This window comes from Lentilactobacillus parafarraginis DSM 18390 = JCM 14109 (genome assembly GCF_001435895.1).
Classification (GTDB): domain Bacteria; phylum Bacillota; class Bacilli; order Lactobacillales; family Lactobacillaceae; genus Lentilactobacillus; species Lentilactobacillus parafarraginis.
Genome location: NZ_AZFZ01000007.1, coordinates 1 through 17,164, shown reverse-complemented (window position 1 = coordinate 17,164; position 17,164 = coordinate 1). Strand labels below are relative to the sequence as shown.

Below are 17,164 nucleotides of genomic sequence, written 5' to 3'. Positions count from 1 at the left end.
TTTCCTCCCTTCTGGTAATAGTGTATCACAGCCACTCGTTAAGCCTTTTCTGAAAGGGATGAAAGCTAATTGAAAATTAATTGCACGCTTTCACGGTTTCTGATATAGTGAGAATTAATTTACCTGGCGATGGCAGTCGCCAAACTGCGTGATTCTGTTGCGCCGCTGACGTCTACCTGATGATCCGGGTAGGTGTTTTTTCATCAAAGGAAGTGGTTTTGTGAAAGTCAATTGGTACAAGGTCCTTCAGTTTGGGGCGGTATTCGTTGGCGGCATGATCGGTGGTATTGGCCGCTATGAAGTTGGCCTTTGGGTCAATTCGAACAGCTTATTGGCAACGACGGTTGTGAATATTGTGGGATGTTTTTTGCTCACCTTTAACATTTACGGTCTGGATTTGGTCATTGACCTGCCCAACTGGCTGATTTTAGGATTTGGAACCGGGGTGGTTGGGGCGTTTACAACCTTTTCAACGTTTGCCCTGTTAGTTGTCCAACAGATGCAGCAGCCCCTAGTCGCAACCGGATTCTTAATTCTCAATTTAGTGGGCGGCTTTTTCACCGCATTGCTTGGTTACGGTGCTGCCAGATTAATGGATCGAGGTAAGCGCGTATGGTGATTTATGCAGTTGGTTTTGGGGCTGGCATTGGCGCCGTGATGCGATATGCGATCACATTAATCGGTAAGCAGTATTGGACGAAATGGCCGTGGGCAATGTTTGTGATCAATGTTGTTGGTGCCTTGCTAGCCGGATTTTTAACGGGAATGGCAGCCGGCGGAACCGTTGCGCTGTTTCTATTAACCGGACTATGCGGCGGTTTCACAACCTTTTCAACCTTCACGACTGATACATTTGTTTTGGTCAGAAATAATCGGTGGCTTGCCGCAGTAACCTATTACATAGTAACAATTATTTTCGGCATCATCGCAATTGAAGTGGGCTGGTGGCTAGGCAGCATGGTTTAGATGTATCATGAGGATGTCATGTCAATCAGATTGGTTGTCCCAAATGACTGACAGGGTTATCGCACAAACTTCAATCATGGTTAGTGACATCAAAATGATACGAAAGGGTGAGTTTTATTTCATCTAAAAATCTAACCCATATTAAAAATGGCAGCCTCATTATTTTGGGGGCCTTCGTGTACGCCATCGCAATTAATGATTTCTTAATTCCCCACCAAATCGGTGAAGGGGGTGTAACCGGATTAACAGCGGTTGGTTATTACGCCTTACAGATTCCGCCGTTCATCACGAACTTGGTGTTAAATGGCTTACTTTTACTGGTAGGATTTCGACTACTTGATAAGCGGACGGTCTGGTACTCACTATGGGCGGTTTTGTGGATCTCGGTGTTTTTGAAACTTCCGCGACTGCTTACTTACCACACCTCTCAATCGATTATTCCAGCAATTGCCGGTGGTGGTGTTCTCATGGGAATCGCCATGGGGATCATCTTTCAAGGTGAGGGGACCACTGCCGGCAGCACAATTTTAGCCAAGATCATGAACCGCTATTTTGGGATGATGACCGGAACGGCAATGCTGATGTTTGACTTGATTGTGGCAATTCCGTCCGGATTGATTATTGGATTTCAAAATATGCTCTTAACCGTTGCGGAATTATACGTTGCCGCAGTGGTGCTGAATGGATTTCTTTCCCGATTTGGTGCCAAGAAGTCCGTCACGATCATTACCAGTCGTACCACCGAAGTGACCGCGGAATTGTCAGCGCGGTTAAAGCAGGGGATTACCTTAGTGAATGCTAAGGGCTATTACCATCAAGAATCTCACCCGATGATTTATTTGATTTGTACGAAACGCCAACTGGCAGAAGTGGTTCCTCTGATATCCAGTATTGATCCGGAGGCGTTGGTGGTTGTTGAAGAAGTGCACAGCGTTAAGGGTGAGGCGTTGAATAAGATTTTGTAATCAGCCGGTTGTTTTTCCAAATAGCTGGCCGCCCAGATCCGCAAAGGCCAATCAAAAGAATAAATGACCCGAACAGCCTAAAAAATCGGCCAGAAACTAAAGATTCGTTTCTGACCGGTTTTTAAATGCAGTCAATCATAAATAGCCTTTAATCGTGCCAATCCCCTAATAACGACGTATCGGATAAGAGTCTGGCAAGAAGCAAATCAGAAAACGTGACGACTTCCTGCTTCCCCCTTCACAACCAGTCTTAGTATATACCATTGTGAATAAAGTAACAACTCCAACAATTAATGGCCTTTAACCAATAACTGAAATTAATGGGAATATCTCAAACTTGAAACACGGTATTTGGTATAATCTAGGTATAAATGTTTATCATTTCACAATTAGAGGAGGATCATTATGATACCAGCAACTGCGACGATTGGTAAGACGGATGTCACCGCCACTGCTCTTGGGTTGGGGACAAATGCCGTTGGGGGTTATAACCTATTCCCGGATTTGGATGATCAAGCCGGAATTGACTTGGTTCAAGCCGCTCTCAATAACGGCATTAATCTCCTGGACACCGCCTATGTATACGGTCTGGGGCACTCTGAAGAACTCGTCGGCCAATCCATGAAGGGGTTTGACCGTTCAAAGATTGTCCTGGCGACTAAGGGGGCTCATGATTTTTCCACTGGCACGGAAGTCATCAATAATGACCCTGAATTCCTGACCGCTCAGGTTGAGGCCAGTTTAAACCGTTTAGGCACTGACTATCTGGATATTTACTATATTCATTTTCCGGATAAGATCACTCCCAAAGCGGAGGCGGTTGGCGCCCTGCAAAAGTTGCGGGAAGCGGGGAAAATCAAGGCAATTGGTCTTTCGAATTTTAGCCTCGAACAGATTAAGGAGGCTAATGCCGATGGCTACGTTGACGTCGTGGAAGATGAATTTAGCCTGCTTCATCAGGACAACGCCAAGGAAATGATGCCCTACTTGAAGGCCCACCACATGAGCTTTGTACCATACTTTCCGCTGGCTTCGGGGTTGTTGACCGGCAAGTACGACAAAAATGTCACGTTTGCTGACGACGATATTCGTAGTCAAATTGCTGATTTTCAGGAACCCAGGTTCAGTCATGCACTTGCGGCCGTTGACCAAATTCGGCCGATTGCGAAGGCTCACGATGCCACAATTACCCAAATTATCTTGGCATGGTACATGCAAAACCCATTAATCAGCGTGGTGATTCCGGGTGCCAAACACGCCGATCAGGTGGTTGCGAACGCAAAATCAATGGCGATCAGATTGTCTCATACCGATTATCAAACCATTGATGATGCCTTTAACTGGTTCAAAACTACTGAAAGCGGGAAGTCACTCGCGGATCCGGAATAATCATTAATCGTTAAAAAACGCGACTCATTTAGCATTTTTTGCTAATGAATCGCGTTTTTTGATGATCATTAGTAAAATTATTTCCAGCGCCACATGCCAATGAAATCCATAATTGCGTTGACGATTAGAATCGCGCCAAAGAATTGGAGGAGTACTAAGACGGTTGTAAACGGGTTAAATGTTAAGACAATGCCGATTAAAATTAAAATAATGCCATAGATGATCATTGGCAGCGGCACAACGTTGATGAATTGGCGGCGGCTGAAGGCATCAATAATTTCTGAAATTCCTAAGATGATCAGGGTGATTCCAGTAATGATTGGGATGAAGGCGATCAGGGGTTTAGCGAACACTAAAATTAAAACCGCGAGAATCAATTGAAAGATCCCAATTGAAAGGCCGACGTCGTAAATCCCCGTTTGGGAATGGACACGTAAAGACGCAATCAGGTTAATGATGCCAAATATCACGAAGAACGCAGCGAACAACCAGATGAAGGCGCTGAGGGTTTGTCGCGGATCAAATAGAAAGAATAACCCAAAAATGAGATAAAGAAGGCCGTTTAGCCAGACGTATTGCCGGACGCTGTTGAAGAAGTTGTACATGCTATCTCCCCCGTTCAATAATAATTAATTTACTTTTATCATAGGGGAAATTCCATTAAAATTATAGTGATAAGCTTGTCGTTTTAGAATTTCCAAGAACCATTTTGGATGTGAGAAAAAATTAAGGAAGCCCTGCCATGCAATATCCTAACAGTCACCTCGCCAGATTCATTGACCGTCCCAACCGCTTTATCGCCCATTGTCGTCTGATGGCCACCGGTGAGATTGTGACGGTTCACGTTAAAAACACCGGCCGAACCACAATTCTGCAGCCGAACGTCACCGTCTCCCTGGTGAAAAGCGATAATCCGGCGCGTAAAACCCAGTATGATCTGGTTGCCGCCAAAAAATACGACCAGTTTTGGATTAACATTGATTCCCAGGCGCCAAATAAAATCGTTAAAGCTGGGTTGCAGACCAATGACATTCAATTGCCCGGCATTCATCAAATTACCGAGGTCACCCCAGAAGTCCGGTTTCTGGATTCACGGTTGGATTTTGCTGGGATTGGCGATCACGAAAAACAATTTTTCCTCGAAGTGAAAGGTGTTACATTGGAGAACCGCGGAATCGCGGCGTTTCCAGACGCGCCGACCACCCGCGGACTGAAACACGTGAAAACTTTGCAGAAAGCTCTTGACAAAGGGGCCCTCTCCTATCTATTATTTACTATCCAGATGGAAAATATAACCGCAATGACAATTGATACCGATATTTTTGAACCCCTCGCCATTGAGATCGCAAAGGCTCAAAGAAGAGGGGTTCACGTTTTGGCCTACGATTGCCACGTCACCGCTGATACGCTGACGTTGAACCGGCCGATTCCATTTGATTTAAAGCAGCCGTTCGTTAGTGACGGCCTGCCGTCTTCCNCAATTAGAAAAAGAATTTAGATATTAGAGGTAATCAATTAATGCTTCAAACGACAAAACAAACGCCAATCAATAGTCCATTTAATAACCGTACCACTGCTGAAAAGGTTATGAAAGGCGTTGATCTCACTGGAAAAACGGCCATTGTGACCGGTGGCTACAGCGGGATTGGCCTCAAAGTGACCGAAATGTTGACCAACGCCGGCGCGCACGTGATCGTGCCCGCTCGTTCAGTTGATAAGGCGATGCCGGTAATTGACAATTTAAAGAACGCTGAACTGGGACTGCTGGATTTAATGGATCCCGACGCTATTAACAAGTTTGCCAAGGGATTTTTGGCGTCTGGTCGGCCGCTTAATCTCTTGATCGAAAGTGCTGGAGTGATGATGCCGACACTTAAGCGCGATCAGCGTGGTAATGAGTCTCAGTTATCGACTAATTTTCTTGGCCATTTTCAGTTAACTAACGCCCTCTATCCGGCACTCAAACAAGCGAATCACGCCCGGATCATTGTGATGTCATCACGAGCTCAGAGTTGGAACGGCGTTGACTTTGACGACCCCAATTTTAATCATCGCAAGTACGATGCCCACACCGCCTATGCGCAATCCAAAGCGGCAGACGCATTATTTGCCGTTGCGTTGGATAAGCGGGCTGCCAAGGATGATATCCACGCATTTGCCGTTCATCCGGGAATTGTTCCGGGAACTGATCTAAGTCGGAATGTGACCGGAAATGAAGCGCTGAAAAAGGCATCCGCATTTGCGCTTAACCAACTTGAATTTACCCACATGATTAATACCGGTAATTCGATTAAGGCAAAGCTGGCTCATGAACGGGAATATGACTACTTTAAAACGGTCAGTCAGGGCGCTGCCAGCACTCTGTGGGCCGCAACGAGTCCCCAATTGGCTGATTTGGGCGGCGTCTTTATCGAAGACTGCAACATTAGCCATGTTGAACCAGCCGACAGCTCTTCCAAGTTCGGCGTTCGGCCGTGGGCAGTTGACGAAAAAACGGCTGATCGGCTGTGGCAATTGGGCGAACAGTTAACCGGGACGAAATTTACCATTTAGATTTGGGCGCTTGTTATAATAAGTAAACAAACTGTAACCCAAAAGTGGCGGAATATCTCTTGAAACCCTGAAAAAGGATGCTATGATAGACGCTACAGTGTGAAAACACCTGAAAACTGTTAACTAAAAAGCTTGTTTTTTGGAAGGAAGCAAACAATTAAAACTATGTTAAACAAAACATTGATCTTCGGTCACCGCGGCTATCCCCATAAATTCCCAGAAAATTCACTGGCTGGATTTAAGTATGCAATTGAGCACGGCATTGACGGCTTGGAATTTGACGTTCATTTAACCAAGGACGATGTTCCGGTTATCATGCATGACGAAAAAATTGACCGAACCACGAATGGAACTGGCACAATTCGTTCGTATACATTTAAAGAATTGCGTCAATTTCACTTGAAGGACGGTCAAAAGGTGCCAACTTTAAGGGAACTGATGGCCCTTGCCAACAAGCAGCCGGTTCACTTGAACTTGGAGTTTAAGACCAATGAAATTCATTACGACAATATTGAACAAATTGTTCTGGATATGATGAAGAACTACGACTTGGTTTACCCAGTCATCTACTCCTCATTTAATCTGGATTCACTTAAACTTGCTTATAAAATTGACCCAACCCAGCAATACTGCTTCTTGTCGGAGCACGACATCAAGAATCCACGGGAATTAATGACCCGCGAGCATTTGGTGGGTCTGCATTTGAGTCACTATGTGCCAATGCGCAACATTAAGGAACGCATCTGGACGGTTGACGATCCTAAAGTTCAAAAGCACCTATTTGCTCAGAACGTTGCCGGCATTTTCACCAACGACTTTGAAGCCGCTGAAAAGGTGCAGGCGGGGTCGATTGCTTAATTTCAATCTAAATATTGAATGAAACATCTCTGCAAATTAGTGGGGATGTTTTTCTTTTGCCTAAAATAGCCGTCAGTGCTTTGCCCGGAAATGATTTTTGTCTACCCATTACAACACTGCTTCAATAATTCCTTAAATCTTTACATCCCTTTTACACTCCCTCAACACAGGTTTTACATTGGCCTGCCACAATAAAACCGTACTAAAAATATGTGAATGAGGTGAGTGGATGTGTCAATTTCTTTGAGAAATGTTCGAAAAGATTATGATTCCCAGACCGAGGTGTTGAAGGACGTTTCCGCCGATGTTCAAACCGGTGAATTCTTCGTGATCGTTGGGCCTTCCGGCTGTGGCAAGAGTACCTTGCTGCGGATGATTGCCGGTTTGACACCGATTACCGATGGCGATGTCTTAATTAATGACAAGGTGGTCAATGACCTGCCGCCCAAGGCCCGCAAGTTAACGATGGTCTTTCAAAATTACGCGCTGTATCCCTTCCAGACCGTTTGGGATAACGTTGCCTTTGGCCTGAAAGCCCGCAAGCTCAACCAATCCGATATTCAGCATCGGGTTGATCACGCCCTTGAAATGGTTAACCTGACCGAGTTTAGCAAACGCAAGCCCCGGGAACTCTCAGGTGGGCAACGCCAACGAGTCGCCCTTGCTCGGGCGGTTGCCAGCGATGCCGAAATTTGTCTGATGGATGAACCACTGTCCAACTTGGATGCCCAACTGCGAATTAAAATGCGCCAGGAAATTTATAACCTGCAACGAAAACTGGGTCTGACCTTGATTTACGTGACCCATGATCAGGTTGAAGCGATGACGATGGCTGACCACATCATGGTGTTAAATGATCAACATGTTCAGCAAATTGGGACGCCGTCTGATATTTACCAGCACCCGGCCAACGAATTTGTGGCCCAGTTCTTTGGCACCCCACAAATTAATATTTTGCCGGCTAAGCGGTCTAGCGAAAATGACCATCTTCTCACGATCGCGTCTGATGATATTGAGATTGCCCTGAACGAGGCGGTACCGGTCGCCGAGTTACGTGTTGGTGTTCGTCCCGATCAGTTGCGGGTTTCGCGGACAGATTCCGTGGAATCCAACGCGGTGGTTAAGAACACCGAGTTCCTGGGGGATGAAACCATTGTTTACGCCACCCTTAATAGCGGTGACAACATCCGGGCCGTTATTTCGGGGCAGGTTAGTTTTCGGGCGTATGAACCCATTAAGGTCACAATTGGTTCCAACCTGCTGTTCTTTAATAACCAGGGCCAGCGGATTGCCTTATCAAAGGAGGAAGTCGTTCATGCTTAAATCACCGGCAACTCACTCTTCCACGACGCCTTTAGCCTCAAACGATGAGACATCGAAGGCCACCAAATCTCGTTCGGACTTTTGGCTGAATGCCAAGGATAAATATTACGCCTGGATATTTTTAGGGCCGTCGTTGTTAATCCTCGGTGTCTTTATCTTTTACCCGATGCTTAAAACCCTGTACTTAAGTTTATTTTTAACGAACACCGTTGGCAAACCAACCGTCTTTGTTGGCTTGGCAAACTACATCAACTTACTCACATCGGCCGACTATTTAAACAGTTTAGCGGTGACGATGGTCTATGTTTTAGCCGTTACGGCAATTACGATTGTGCTTGGCTTAGTCTTGGCAAACTTTGCCAGCAAGCAGCTCGCGGGAATTGGTATTTTCCGCACGTTATTTTCAGCAACCATGGGGGTTTCGGTTTCCGTTGCCGCCATCTTCTGGCTATTTATTTTCAACCCATCAACTGGATTTCTTTCCCTTGTCAGCACCTGGCTGCACCTGCCACAAATTGGCTGGCTGACAGATCCAACGTGGGCAATGGTTGCGGTCATCATCACGACCGTCTGGATGAACCTCGGCTTTACGTTCTTAATTTTGCTGGGTGCCATGCAATCGGTGCCAACGACGCTATATGAAGCCGCCAGCATTGAAGGGGCAACGCCTCGTTACCAGTTGTTTCATATTACGATTCCAATGATTTCACCAACCCTATTCTTTGTGTCGATCATTACCCTAATTGAAGGATTCAAGAGTTTTGGCCTAATTGATTTAATGACTAAGGGTGGCCCGACAAACGCCACCAACATGCTGGTTTACCGGATTTATAAGGATGCGTTTTATAGCGGTAACTATGCTCAAGCCAGCGCCGAATCGCTGATCTTAACGGTGATTATTGCAATCTTTACGTTGATTCAATTTAAAGTATTGGAAAAGCGGGTGAATTACTGATGGAAGTTGTTGCCAAACAGAGTCTTTCTCACAAAATTTTAAATTATGCGTTACTCATCATCCTCACGGTAGTGGTTTTGGGGCCGTTTCTCATTGGCCTTTGGACCAGTCTGCTGCCGACCATGGACATTGCCAAGGGAAACTTTTTGAGCCTGCATATTTCCCTGACCAACTATGTTGACGCCTTCACTAAGACACCGATCCTGCAGTATTTAGGTAACAGTTTGTGGATTTCCGCCCTCACGACCGCTGCACAATTAATCTTCTGTTCCATGAGTGCGTACGCGTTTGTCTTCTTAAGATTTCGCGGTCGCCACGTTCTGTTCATCCTGTTTTTAGCAACGATGATGCTGCCATTTGAAGCCGAAATCATTCCCAACTTCATGACAATTAAGGCGATGGGGTTATTGAACACTTACTCAGCAATGATTGTGCCGTTTTTGACTTCGGCGTTTGGCACGTTCATGTTGCGCCAGTCGTTCTTACAAATGCCGGCCGAACTTAAAGAGGCTGCCGATATCGAGGGCCTGGGGCACTTTCAATTTTACTGGAAGATTGTCCTGCCATATAACCGAATTAGCCTAATTACACTGGGCGCTTACAGTTTCTTGGGCGCTTGGAACCAGTATCTCTGGCCAATGCTAACGACGTTTAGTAACGCCTTTCGACCGGTTCAAAATGGCTTGCGGCAGCTGCAATCCGAAGAAACCTTTAATGATTGGGGCATGATTCAAGCCACCGCCGCAATCGTTGTGATTCCAACGCTGATTGTGTTATTTATCGGCCAGCACTACTTCAAGTCAGGTGTGAATGAAGGTGCGGTTAAGTGATGAAAAAAATACTAGCCTTTTTAAGAGCTCATATTTTACCGGTTATTGCGATCGTTGTCGTGGCTTTGGGCGCGGTGGTTTATACATCAGCCCACAATCAGGTTTCCGCTAAACCTGGGCGCACAAAAATTGTCTTCTGGAATGAAATGGGCGGTCCAGCCGAAGTTGCGCTGGATCAAATGGTGGATAAATTTAACAAATCGCAAACCAAGTACGAAGTGATTCCTCAATATCAAGGGGCTTACGATGAAGCGGTTCAAAAGATTATCCAAAGTCACGGGTCCAGTGCTTCGCCCGCGCTGTTCCAATCATTTGATATTTCGACTGCCCAAATGATGCACAGTAAATACACGACGCCGGTTCAGAAATTTATTGACGCTGATCACTACAACGTCAGCGATATTTCTCCGGTTGCCCGGTCATTCTATTCTAATAAGGGCAAACAACTGGCCATGCCGTTCAATACGTCGCAGCCGGTTCTGTACTATAACGCGACGCTGCTTAAAAAATATCACATTACCCCACCGGCTAAATCACCAAGCTATAGCGATGTGACCCGAGTCGCTGAGCAGCTGTACAAGCGTTCCGGGCATAAGGTTAAAGGGATGACCATGGAAATCTATGGTTGGCTGATGGAAGAGGCTTTAGCCAACGCGAAAACGTCATTAGTTAACAACGGTGACGGCCATACCGGGAATCCAACCAAGATTAACCTGAACAACCCAACCACTAAGAACTATCTGAAATGGATTCGCACGAATATTAAATCTGGCGATTTTGTCAATTACGGTTCTGGTGCCAGTGCGGAAACCAATGAAATTGCTGCCTTCTTGGCCGGCAAGCTGGGGATTTTTGTTCAATCATCAGCTTATATTGGCCAGCTGACTACCGGCAACAAGGACAAACTGGGCATTTCGTACTTCCCCCATCCTGATGGTAAAAAAGCCAATGGTGTTGGGATTGGCGGTGCCGCTCTGTGGATTTCCAACGACAAACCGAAAAAAGTTCAAAAGGGTGCCTTTGAATTCATCAAGTACGCCTTGCGACCAGATAGCCAGGCAAACTGGCAAAAGGCCACCGGCTACTTGGCACTTAACAGCAAGTCTCAAAGTCAACCGGCTTTGAAGAGTCTTTACGCCAAGCAGCCTGAGGCCAGAGTTCCTGGCGAACAGCTTGCCGCTGCTAAGCCAAATAATACGAACTCCGGAATTTTAATGGAGGGGATGCAGCTTACGCGTGAATTAGAAGAAACATCAATGGAAACTGTTTACGATGGCGGGTCGATTTCAAAGGCATTGTCCACTGCTAACCAGGGGATGAATGCGAACTTGAAGACGACTAACCGGGCAAATCATGATTATCAGTGAGAGAGACTGAATTGATTTTATGAAGGAGTATCCTGAAAATGACAAACGAAACGTTAATTTTTGGTCACCGAGGTTATCCAGCTAAGTTTCCGGAAAATTCATTAAATGGGTTTCAATATGCGATTGACCACCACGCTGACGGGTTGGAATTTGATGTGCACCTGACCAAAGATAATGTCCCGGTGATTATGCACGATGAAAAAATCAACCGAACGACAAATGGTCACGGACGCATTCACGACTATACGTACGGGCAACTGCAGGCGTTTCATTTAAGTAACGGTGAAACGGTTCCTAAATTGAAGGATTTGCTGAGTCTGGCGGCTAATCAACCAATTTATTTAAACCTCGAATTTAAGACCAATAAGATCCATTATCCAAATATTGAACGGATCGTGTTGGACATGGTGCACCAGTATCACTTGGTTTATCCGGTCATTTACTCTTCATTTTCCTTACAGACTCTGAAGGATGCTTACAAGGTAAGTCCAAATGAACAATATTGTTTGTTGGCCAATCACCCATTACTTCATCCACGGGAACTCATGATTGATGCCCACCTTGCCGGGCTTCATCTCAACCATTATCAGCCGCTGCGTAATATTAAGGAACGCATCTGGACAATTGACGATCCCAGTACTGAACGGAAGCTCTTAGCGGATCATGTGGCCGGAATCATTACCGATAACTTTGAACTGGCCAACGACGTGAAGAAGAGCGTGCTGGTTTAATCATTTAAATGGCTTATTTCAAATTGCGGGGTCGGGGCAGCTAATCGTTGCGCCGACCTTTTTGTGGATCACGATTTACTTTCAAATGTCCGGCTGACAAAATTTGTAAACGGTTATTTTGAATCCACTCTCCTCCTCCGCTATAATGAAGATGGTAGTAGATTGTGTACAATGTAATGGACTATCGATTGTGAATTGGAGGTATCCTATATGGCAAATCAATATGATTATGATGTTTTATATTTGGGTAGCGGTCACGGGACGTTTGATGGCGCGATTCCGCTCGCTCAATCCGGCGCGAAGGTCGGCGTTGTTGAAGCGGATATGATTGGCGGTACTTGTCCAAACTATGGCTGTAACGCTAAAATTACGCTAGACGCTCCGGTTGCATTAAGCCGAGAAGTTGAACGACTCGCCGGGGTAGTCGATGGTAAGCTGACCATTAATTGGGCAAAGAATGTGGCCCACAAAAACGACGTGATTAAGGGCTTGCCGGGGATGATTGGTGGCCTTCTTGATAGTGTTGGCATCGACGTTTTACACGGTAAGGGAAGCTTCCAAGATGCCCATACCATTGTTGTTGACGGCCAAGAAAAAACTGCCGACAAGATCGTGGTTTCAACCGGACTACGGCCACACCGTCTCGATATTCCGGGAACCGAATTGGCTCACGACAGTCGTGAGTTCATGGACCTCATTGAATTACCAAAGAACATTGCGATCATTGGTTCAGGATACATTAGTATGGAATTTGCGACGATTGCCAACGCTGCTGGGGCTAACGTCACGGTTTTGATGCACAGTGACAAGGCTTTACGCAGTTTCTATCAACCGTACGTTGAGCAGGTTATCGCGGATCTGGAAGACCGTGGGGTTAAGTTCATTAAGAACGCTAACGTTTCGGCATTCGTTCGCAATGGCGATCAATTTGACGTTGAGTATGGCGATGACGATAAGTTAACCGTTGATTGGATTTTGGACGCCACCGGCCGGATTCCCAACGTTGAAAATATTGGATTGGAGAAAGTTGGCGTTAAGTATAATGCCCATGGTGTGATTGTGAATGATCATTTGCAAACCAGCGTTGAGAATATCTACGCTTCAGGGGATGTTATCGATAAGACTCAGCCTAAGTTAACCCCAACGGCTGTGTTTGAATCAACCTATCTCTGCAAGCTCTTCTCAGGTCAGACCAGCAATGCGATTCAGTACCCGGTTATTCCATCGGTAGTCTTCACGTCACCAAGAATCGCCAAGGCTGGCGTATCGGTTGAGGACGCTGAGAAGCAGGGGCTGACCGTTCAAACCAACCACTTGCCGGATGATTGGTATCGGCAGGTCGATAACGAAACTCAAGGCGACGACACCCTGATTTTTGATAAGGACCATCACTTGGTTGGCGTCACCGAAGTCAGTGAGCAGGCGGACAACGTGATCAATACGCTGCTGCCGGCGATGGAGTTTAAATTTGGCGCGGCTGAACTCGGTCGGCTGGTTTACCTCTTCCCATCGATCAGTTCGGCTACTTGGGGCCAGCTGTAAAAATAATATGTCATAAACAAAATCTGTTAGGAATCATGGATGATGATCCTAACAGATTTTTATTCTGGGTTACGAAATTAGAGAAAGACAGAAGTCGTGGTTTATTGAAGTGGACTAGGTTGAACGCGAAATGCATCCGGCGGGGTTGACTGTAGAGATGACGGTAATATACTGAGACCAATCCTTCATTACGATTATTTTCATAAATGTTAAAGAGGAGCTGATAACGTTATGGGATTTTGGATAATGATATTATCTGGTCTGATCGGTTTAGAAATGTTGCATTTGGGATTTAATAAACGTGCTCAAAAACCATTGAGGCCTGTGTTGGTTGGCATTGGGATTATCTTAATGGCCTTTGCAATCTATGTTGCAACTCCGCTAGGTGCAGACTTAATCTTAAAGGTTGCAATGTGAATGTAAACAGTTAATAAAATCGATAAATTATTGAAAGGCAATGAGTATTAAACTTCAAACGTCATTTAAGCAGTTATGCAATCTTTACTTACAATTATTTATCCGCAAAAATAGCAGGCACAATCATCATATTCCGGTGATTTACCTGCTATTTGATATGTTTTAAAAGACAATGGTTAAATACTAAGCCCTATTTCCCCATCGATTCCGCAAACTTCGTCTTAATAAAGTTTGCGGAGGTTTGCAATTTCTCTTTTTCTTCATCGGTTAAATCAAGTTGGACCTGTTCAATAATTCCGTCACGGCCGACGATTGCCGGATATGATAGGTAGGTGTCTAATTCTTCACGGTAATTGGAAACGGCTAACTGGGTGCGCGCATCGCTGATCACTGTATTGGCAAGGCGGACAGCCGCAGTTGCAACGCCATAGTTCGTGTACTTTTTACCATGGAACACGCTAAAGCCACCTTCACGGGCTGCTTTGTCCAGCTTGTTCAAGTCAAGGTTGCGTTGAGAGGCGATCTCCGTAATTGGATGGCCCAACACGCGGACCGTTGACCACGCTGTAAACTGCGAGTTTCCGTGTTCACCGAGGTTATACCCGGAAACTGAACGGGGATCGATTCCCAATTCTTTGGCAACTGCCCGCTTCATACGTGAGGAATCCAGCAGGGTACCGGTTCCGATGACGTGCTTTTTCGGCAATCCGGTAATCTCTTGGTACATTGATGTGATGACATCTACCGGGTTGGAGATGTCGACAATAATGCCATTAAATCCGGAATCCTTGATCTTCTGGGCAACCGATTTAACGGCCTTACTGGTAAATGGCAGTTCCGCAAACCGATCGTCGTTCTTGTTATCTTGAAGCTTGATGTTACCCAACGCGGAAATAATCACGTCAGTGTCTTTTAGTTGTGAGTAGTCATTAACGGTAATATTTGTATGATACGGCAGGTTGGCCATCGCATCTTCAAAATCAGTTGCGTCGGCCTGGACCTTTTCCTCTCGGGTATCAATTAATACCAGGTCATCCGCAAATCCGCACGCAACGATGTAGTGGGCAGCAGTTGCGCCAACGTTTCCCATTCCAATAACAGCAATTTTTCTTGTCATATGATCACCCCATCTTAGAATTATCTTTAGCATAGCACGGAATTTAGTGATTGTTTGTGAACCGACTAATTATTTTGCGCGGGTAAGACTGACTGTGAGCACGTTATCCGGAGTTGTATTGTAACTTGCGAGGATACCGTTCACAACGTCTGATGCCGGTCCATGGGTGCTTGTTGACCGGTGGTAGGTATTGATCCAGGTACCCAGCGCATCCAACCCAAATTCGAACCCTTCGAAGACCTGCATGTAGGTCGACGATTGGGGCGCCGGCGTCGAAATGGTAACCCGAATAACTCGCTGGTCAACAATCTGCATGGTGAGTTGAATTTCATCGGTATCGAAAAACAGCACGTTATCCCTGTCAGCAGCTGTTTCCGGCAGCTTGTAAGCAGCCAAGCGTATATTCTCATTATAAACGCGGGAAACGTAGCTGTACGTGCCCAGATCGTTGGAACCTAATTCTTGCGTCATTTAAAATTCCCCCCTTCTGTTAGATGGCTTCATTATAAAAGGAACTGCTCACAATTTGGGAAACGGCGCCTTAGTGACGGGAATATAAAAAATCCCTTGAATTAGATTTCTCCAGTTCAAGGGGTTCAGTTCATAGTCATTTTTTAAAGTCGTGATAGCTCAGGTAGAAAGTGACTGGCGTTACTCAAATTCTTCGTAGACATTTGGGTCCTGACCATCAATTCGGCCATCTTGTTTACTGAGGCCGTTAATTTCGTTAATCTCAGCGGGGGTTAACTTAAAGTCGAAAATATCGAGATTTGCGCGCTGATGATTCAGATTAGTCGACTTGGGAATTGGAACGATTCCGCGTTGAACGTGCCATCTCAGGATGATTTGGCCGACATTCTTATCGTACTTCTTAGCCAGTTCTTGAATGACTGGTTCAAATAAAGCGGCGCTGCCCCGACCGAGTGGGCTCCAGGCTTCGGTCACAATGCCACGTTTCTGGTCCTCTTCTAACATCCGCTGCTGAACCCAGTATGGATGGATTTCGAGTTGGTTGACGGCCGGCGTCACCCCAGTTTCTTTGATGAGACGGTCCAGATGTTCCGGCTCAAAGTTTGAAACGCCAATTGAACGAATGAGACCCCGTTTTTTTGCAGCAATCATTGCCTGAAACGCTTCAACGTAGTGGTCTCGTTTTGGCAGCGGCCAGTGGATCAGGTACAGATCCAGATAACCGACACCCAGTCGATAAATGGATTCGGAAATGGCCTTGGTGGCCTCATCATACTGGTGATACTTACCGGGAAGTTTTGATGTGACAATAAACTGTGAACGGGGGATTCCGGAAAGGCGAATCGCTTCGCCGACAGCGCCTTCGTTGTCATAGTTTGTTGCGGTATCGATACTTCGGTAGCCGTCCCGGATTGCCTGAAGGATTTGCTGAACCCCCATGCCGCCACGAACCTGGTAGGTGCCAAGCCCAATAGCGGGTAATGGGTAACCATCATTTAAAATAACATTCGGTATTTTAATTGTCATGATTGTCCTCCTAAGAAATTAGTAATGAAAGTCGTTATCAAATAACTTAGCGCAAATGACGGGACGTTTCAAATAATCGGTTTTCCCCAACGATTATTTTCCGGATTGATCAGATTGATTTACTTGATGGTCTGATTTTTGTGGCTTGCCATTAGTTTGCGATTCCGGTTTTTGGTTTGCGTTCTGGTTATTCGTTGGCTGCGGTGTTTTTCGAACGGTCAAGTACCAGCCGACCTGCATCGACTGATTTGGATTAATGTATTCAGCGCTTAACGTATAAAATTTGGCGTATGGACTTTGATCTTCTAGTAAGTGTTTAACCGTCAACGCATCTGATCGGCTGTCGAACCGCAGATCGCTGTTAGTGCTGTAATTGCTGTGCTTAGTTGGGTCCTTGTATGCTTTATTAAAAAAATCTAGGAACTCTTCAGATTTGGTCACGATGATCACGTCCCCCCTCTATATACCTTTATTGTACTCAACATTCCAGTGGAATGCGATGGATACGTCAAAAAGGATTCAAAAAGGCAACGTCATGGACTATTCAAATTGTAATTTGGAAGCGATGCCTTTAAAATAGGAGCAAGTAGCTTATTGAGCAAGTTAACGAAATTTGAAGTTGTCTGGGTAATGTCCAAAGTTCCATGAAAAAGT

18 protein-coding genes and 1 pseudogene are annotated in these 17,164 nt (G+C 45.6%); 14 read left to right on the top strand and 5 right to left on the bottom strand.

The window, feature by feature from the left end; translation table 11 throughout:
* The first annotated feature begins 220 nt into the window (after window positions 1-220).
* From FD47_RS02905 to FD47_RS02890, 4 genes are all read left to right on the top strand, one after another.
* A complete protein-coding gene (locus tag FD47_RS02905) occupies window positions 221-619 on the top strand; it encodes a fluoride efflux transporter FluC (protein ID WP_054732897.1) in 399 nt (132 codons plus the stop codon).
* Window positions 613-966 carry a fluoride efflux transporter FluC gene (locus FD47_RS02900; protein WP_054732901.1) on the top strand — a complete coding sequence of 118 codons (354 nt, stop codon included), beginning with the start codon at window positions 613-615 and terminating at the stop codon, window positions 964-966. Before FD47_RS02905 ends, FD47_RS02900 begins: the two co-directional genes overlap by 7 nt.
* Window positions 967-1,073: 107 nt before the next feature.
* Window positions 1,074-1,931, top strand: coding sequence for a YitT family protein (locus FD47_RS02895; RefSeq protein ID WP_054732904.1), 858 nt, complete (start codon window positions 1,074-1,076; stop codon window positions 1,929-1,931).
* Window positions 1,932-2,336: 405 nt separating this feature from the next.
* A complete protein-coding gene (locus tag FD47_RS02890) occupies window positions 2,337-3,320 on the top strand; it encodes an aldo/keto reductase (RefSeq protein WP_056980026.1) in 984 nt (327 codons plus the stop codon).
* Window positions 3,321-3,397: 77 nt separating this feature from the next.
* On the opposite strand, the gene FD47_RS02885 is transcribed toward FD47_RS02890, so the two are convergent.
* Window positions 3,398-3,925: a DUF308 domain-containing protein gene (locus FD47_RS02885; protein WP_054732907.1), complete on the bottom strand. Its 528-nt coding sequence runs from the start codon at window positions 3,923-3,925 to the stop codon at window positions 3,398-3,400.
* A 137-nt stretch (window positions 3,926-4,062) separates the two neighbouring features.
* Between FD47_RS02885 and sfsA the strand changes: the two are divergent.
* The 10 genes and pseudogenes from sfsA to FD47_RS02835 form a co-directional block, all read left to right on the top strand.
* Window positions 4,063-4,797, top strand: a pseudogene (sfsA, locus tag FD47_RS02880) (DNA/RNA nuclease SfsA); the annotation flags it as partial.
* 41 nt (window positions 4,798-4,838) lie between these two features.
* Window positions 4,839-5,873: an SDR family NAD(P)-dependent oxidoreductase gene (locus tag FD47_RS02875; RefSeq protein WP_056980024.1), complete on the top strand. Its 1,035-nt coding sequence runs from the start codon at window positions 4,839-4,841 to the stop codon at window positions 5,871-5,873.
* Window positions 5,874-6,038: 165 nt separating this feature from the next.
* Complete coding sequence (locus FD47_RS02870) at window positions 6,039-6,731, top strand: glycerophosphodiester phosphodiesterase (RefSeq protein WP_054732915.1); 693 nt, start codon at window positions 6,039-6,041, stop codon at window positions 6,729-6,731.
* A 231-nt stretch (window positions 6,732-6,962) separates the two neighbouring features.
* Window positions 6,963-8,054: an ABC transporter ATP-binding protein gene (locus FD47_RS02865; protein ID WP_054732918.1), complete on the top strand. Its 1,092-nt coding sequence runs from the start codon at window positions 6,963-6,965 to the stop codon at window positions 8,052-8,054.
* Window positions 8,047-9,009: a carbohydrate ABC transporter permease gene (locus FD47_RS02860; protein ID WP_054732921.1), complete on the top strand. Its 963-nt coding sequence runs from the start codon at window positions 8,047-8,049 to the stop codon at window positions 9,007-9,009. Before FD47_RS02865 ends, FD47_RS02860 begins: the two co-directional genes overlap by 8 nt.
* On the top strand, window positions 9,009-9,839 hold the full coding sequence (locus tag FD47_RS02855) for a carbohydrate ABC transporter permease (protein WP_008213085.1): 831 nt from the start codon (window positions 9,009-9,011) through the stop codon (window positions 9,837-9,839). The genes FD47_RS02860 and FD47_RS02855 overlap by 1 nt, the downstream gene beginning before the upstream one ends.
* Complete coding sequence (locus FD47_RS02850) at window positions 9,839-11,206, top strand: ABC transporter substrate-binding protein (protein WP_171035024.1); 1,368 nt, start codon at window positions 9,839-9,841, stop codon at window positions 11,204-11,206. Before FD47_RS02855 ends, FD47_RS02850 begins: the two co-directional genes overlap by 1 nt.
* 38 nt (window positions 11,207-11,244) lie before the next feature.
* Window positions 11,245-11,937, top strand: coding sequence for a glycerophosphodiester phosphodiesterase (locus tag FD47_RS02845; protein WP_054732927.1), 693 nt, complete (start codon window positions 11,245-11,247; stop codon window positions 11,935-11,937).
* 210 nt (window positions 11,938-12,147) lie between these two features.
* The gene (locus FD47_RS02840; protein WP_054732930.1) at window positions 12,148-13,479 is read left to right on the top strand and encodes a dihydrolipoyl dehydrogenase family protein; all 1,332 of its coding nucleotides are present in this window, start codon (window positions 12,148-12,150) and stop codon (window positions 13,477-13,479) included.
* A 231-nt stretch (window positions 13,480-13,710) separates the two neighbouring features.
* Entirely contained in the window at window positions 13,711-13,896 is a 186-nt protein-coding gene (locus FD47_RS02835; RefSeq protein ID WP_054732933.1) for a hypothetical protein, read from the top strand.
* Window positions 13,897-14,086: 190 nt separating this feature from the next.
* Here the strand turns inward: FD47_RS02835 and FD47_RS02830 are convergent, their stop codons facing one another.
* The 4 genes from FD47_RS02830 to FD47_RS02815 form a co-directional block, all read right to left on the bottom strand.
* A complete protein-coding gene (locus FD47_RS02830; RefSeq protein ID WP_054732935.1) occupies window positions 14,087-15,013 on the bottom strand; it encodes an L-lactate dehydrogenase in 927 nt (308 codons plus the stop codon).
* Between the two features lie 69 nt (window positions 15,014-15,082).
* A complete protein-coding gene (locus FD47_RS02825; RefSeq protein ID WP_054732938.1) occupies window positions 15,083-15,484 on the bottom strand; it encodes a hypothetical protein in 402 nt (133 codons plus the stop codon).
* A gap of 180 nt (window positions 15,485-15,664) precedes the next feature.
* Entirely contained in the window at window positions 15,665-16,510 is an 846-nt protein-coding gene (locus FD47_RS02820) for an aldo/keto reductase (RefSeq protein ID WP_056980023.1), read from the bottom strand.
* A gap of 93 nt (window positions 16,511-16,603) precedes the next feature.
* Complete coding sequence (locus tag FD47_RS02815; RefSeq protein ID WP_054732948.1) at window positions 16,604-16,951, bottom strand: hypothetical protein; 348 nt, start codon at window positions 16,949-16,951, stop codon at window positions 16,604-16,606.
* Window positions 16,952-17,164: the final 213 nt, after the last annotated feature.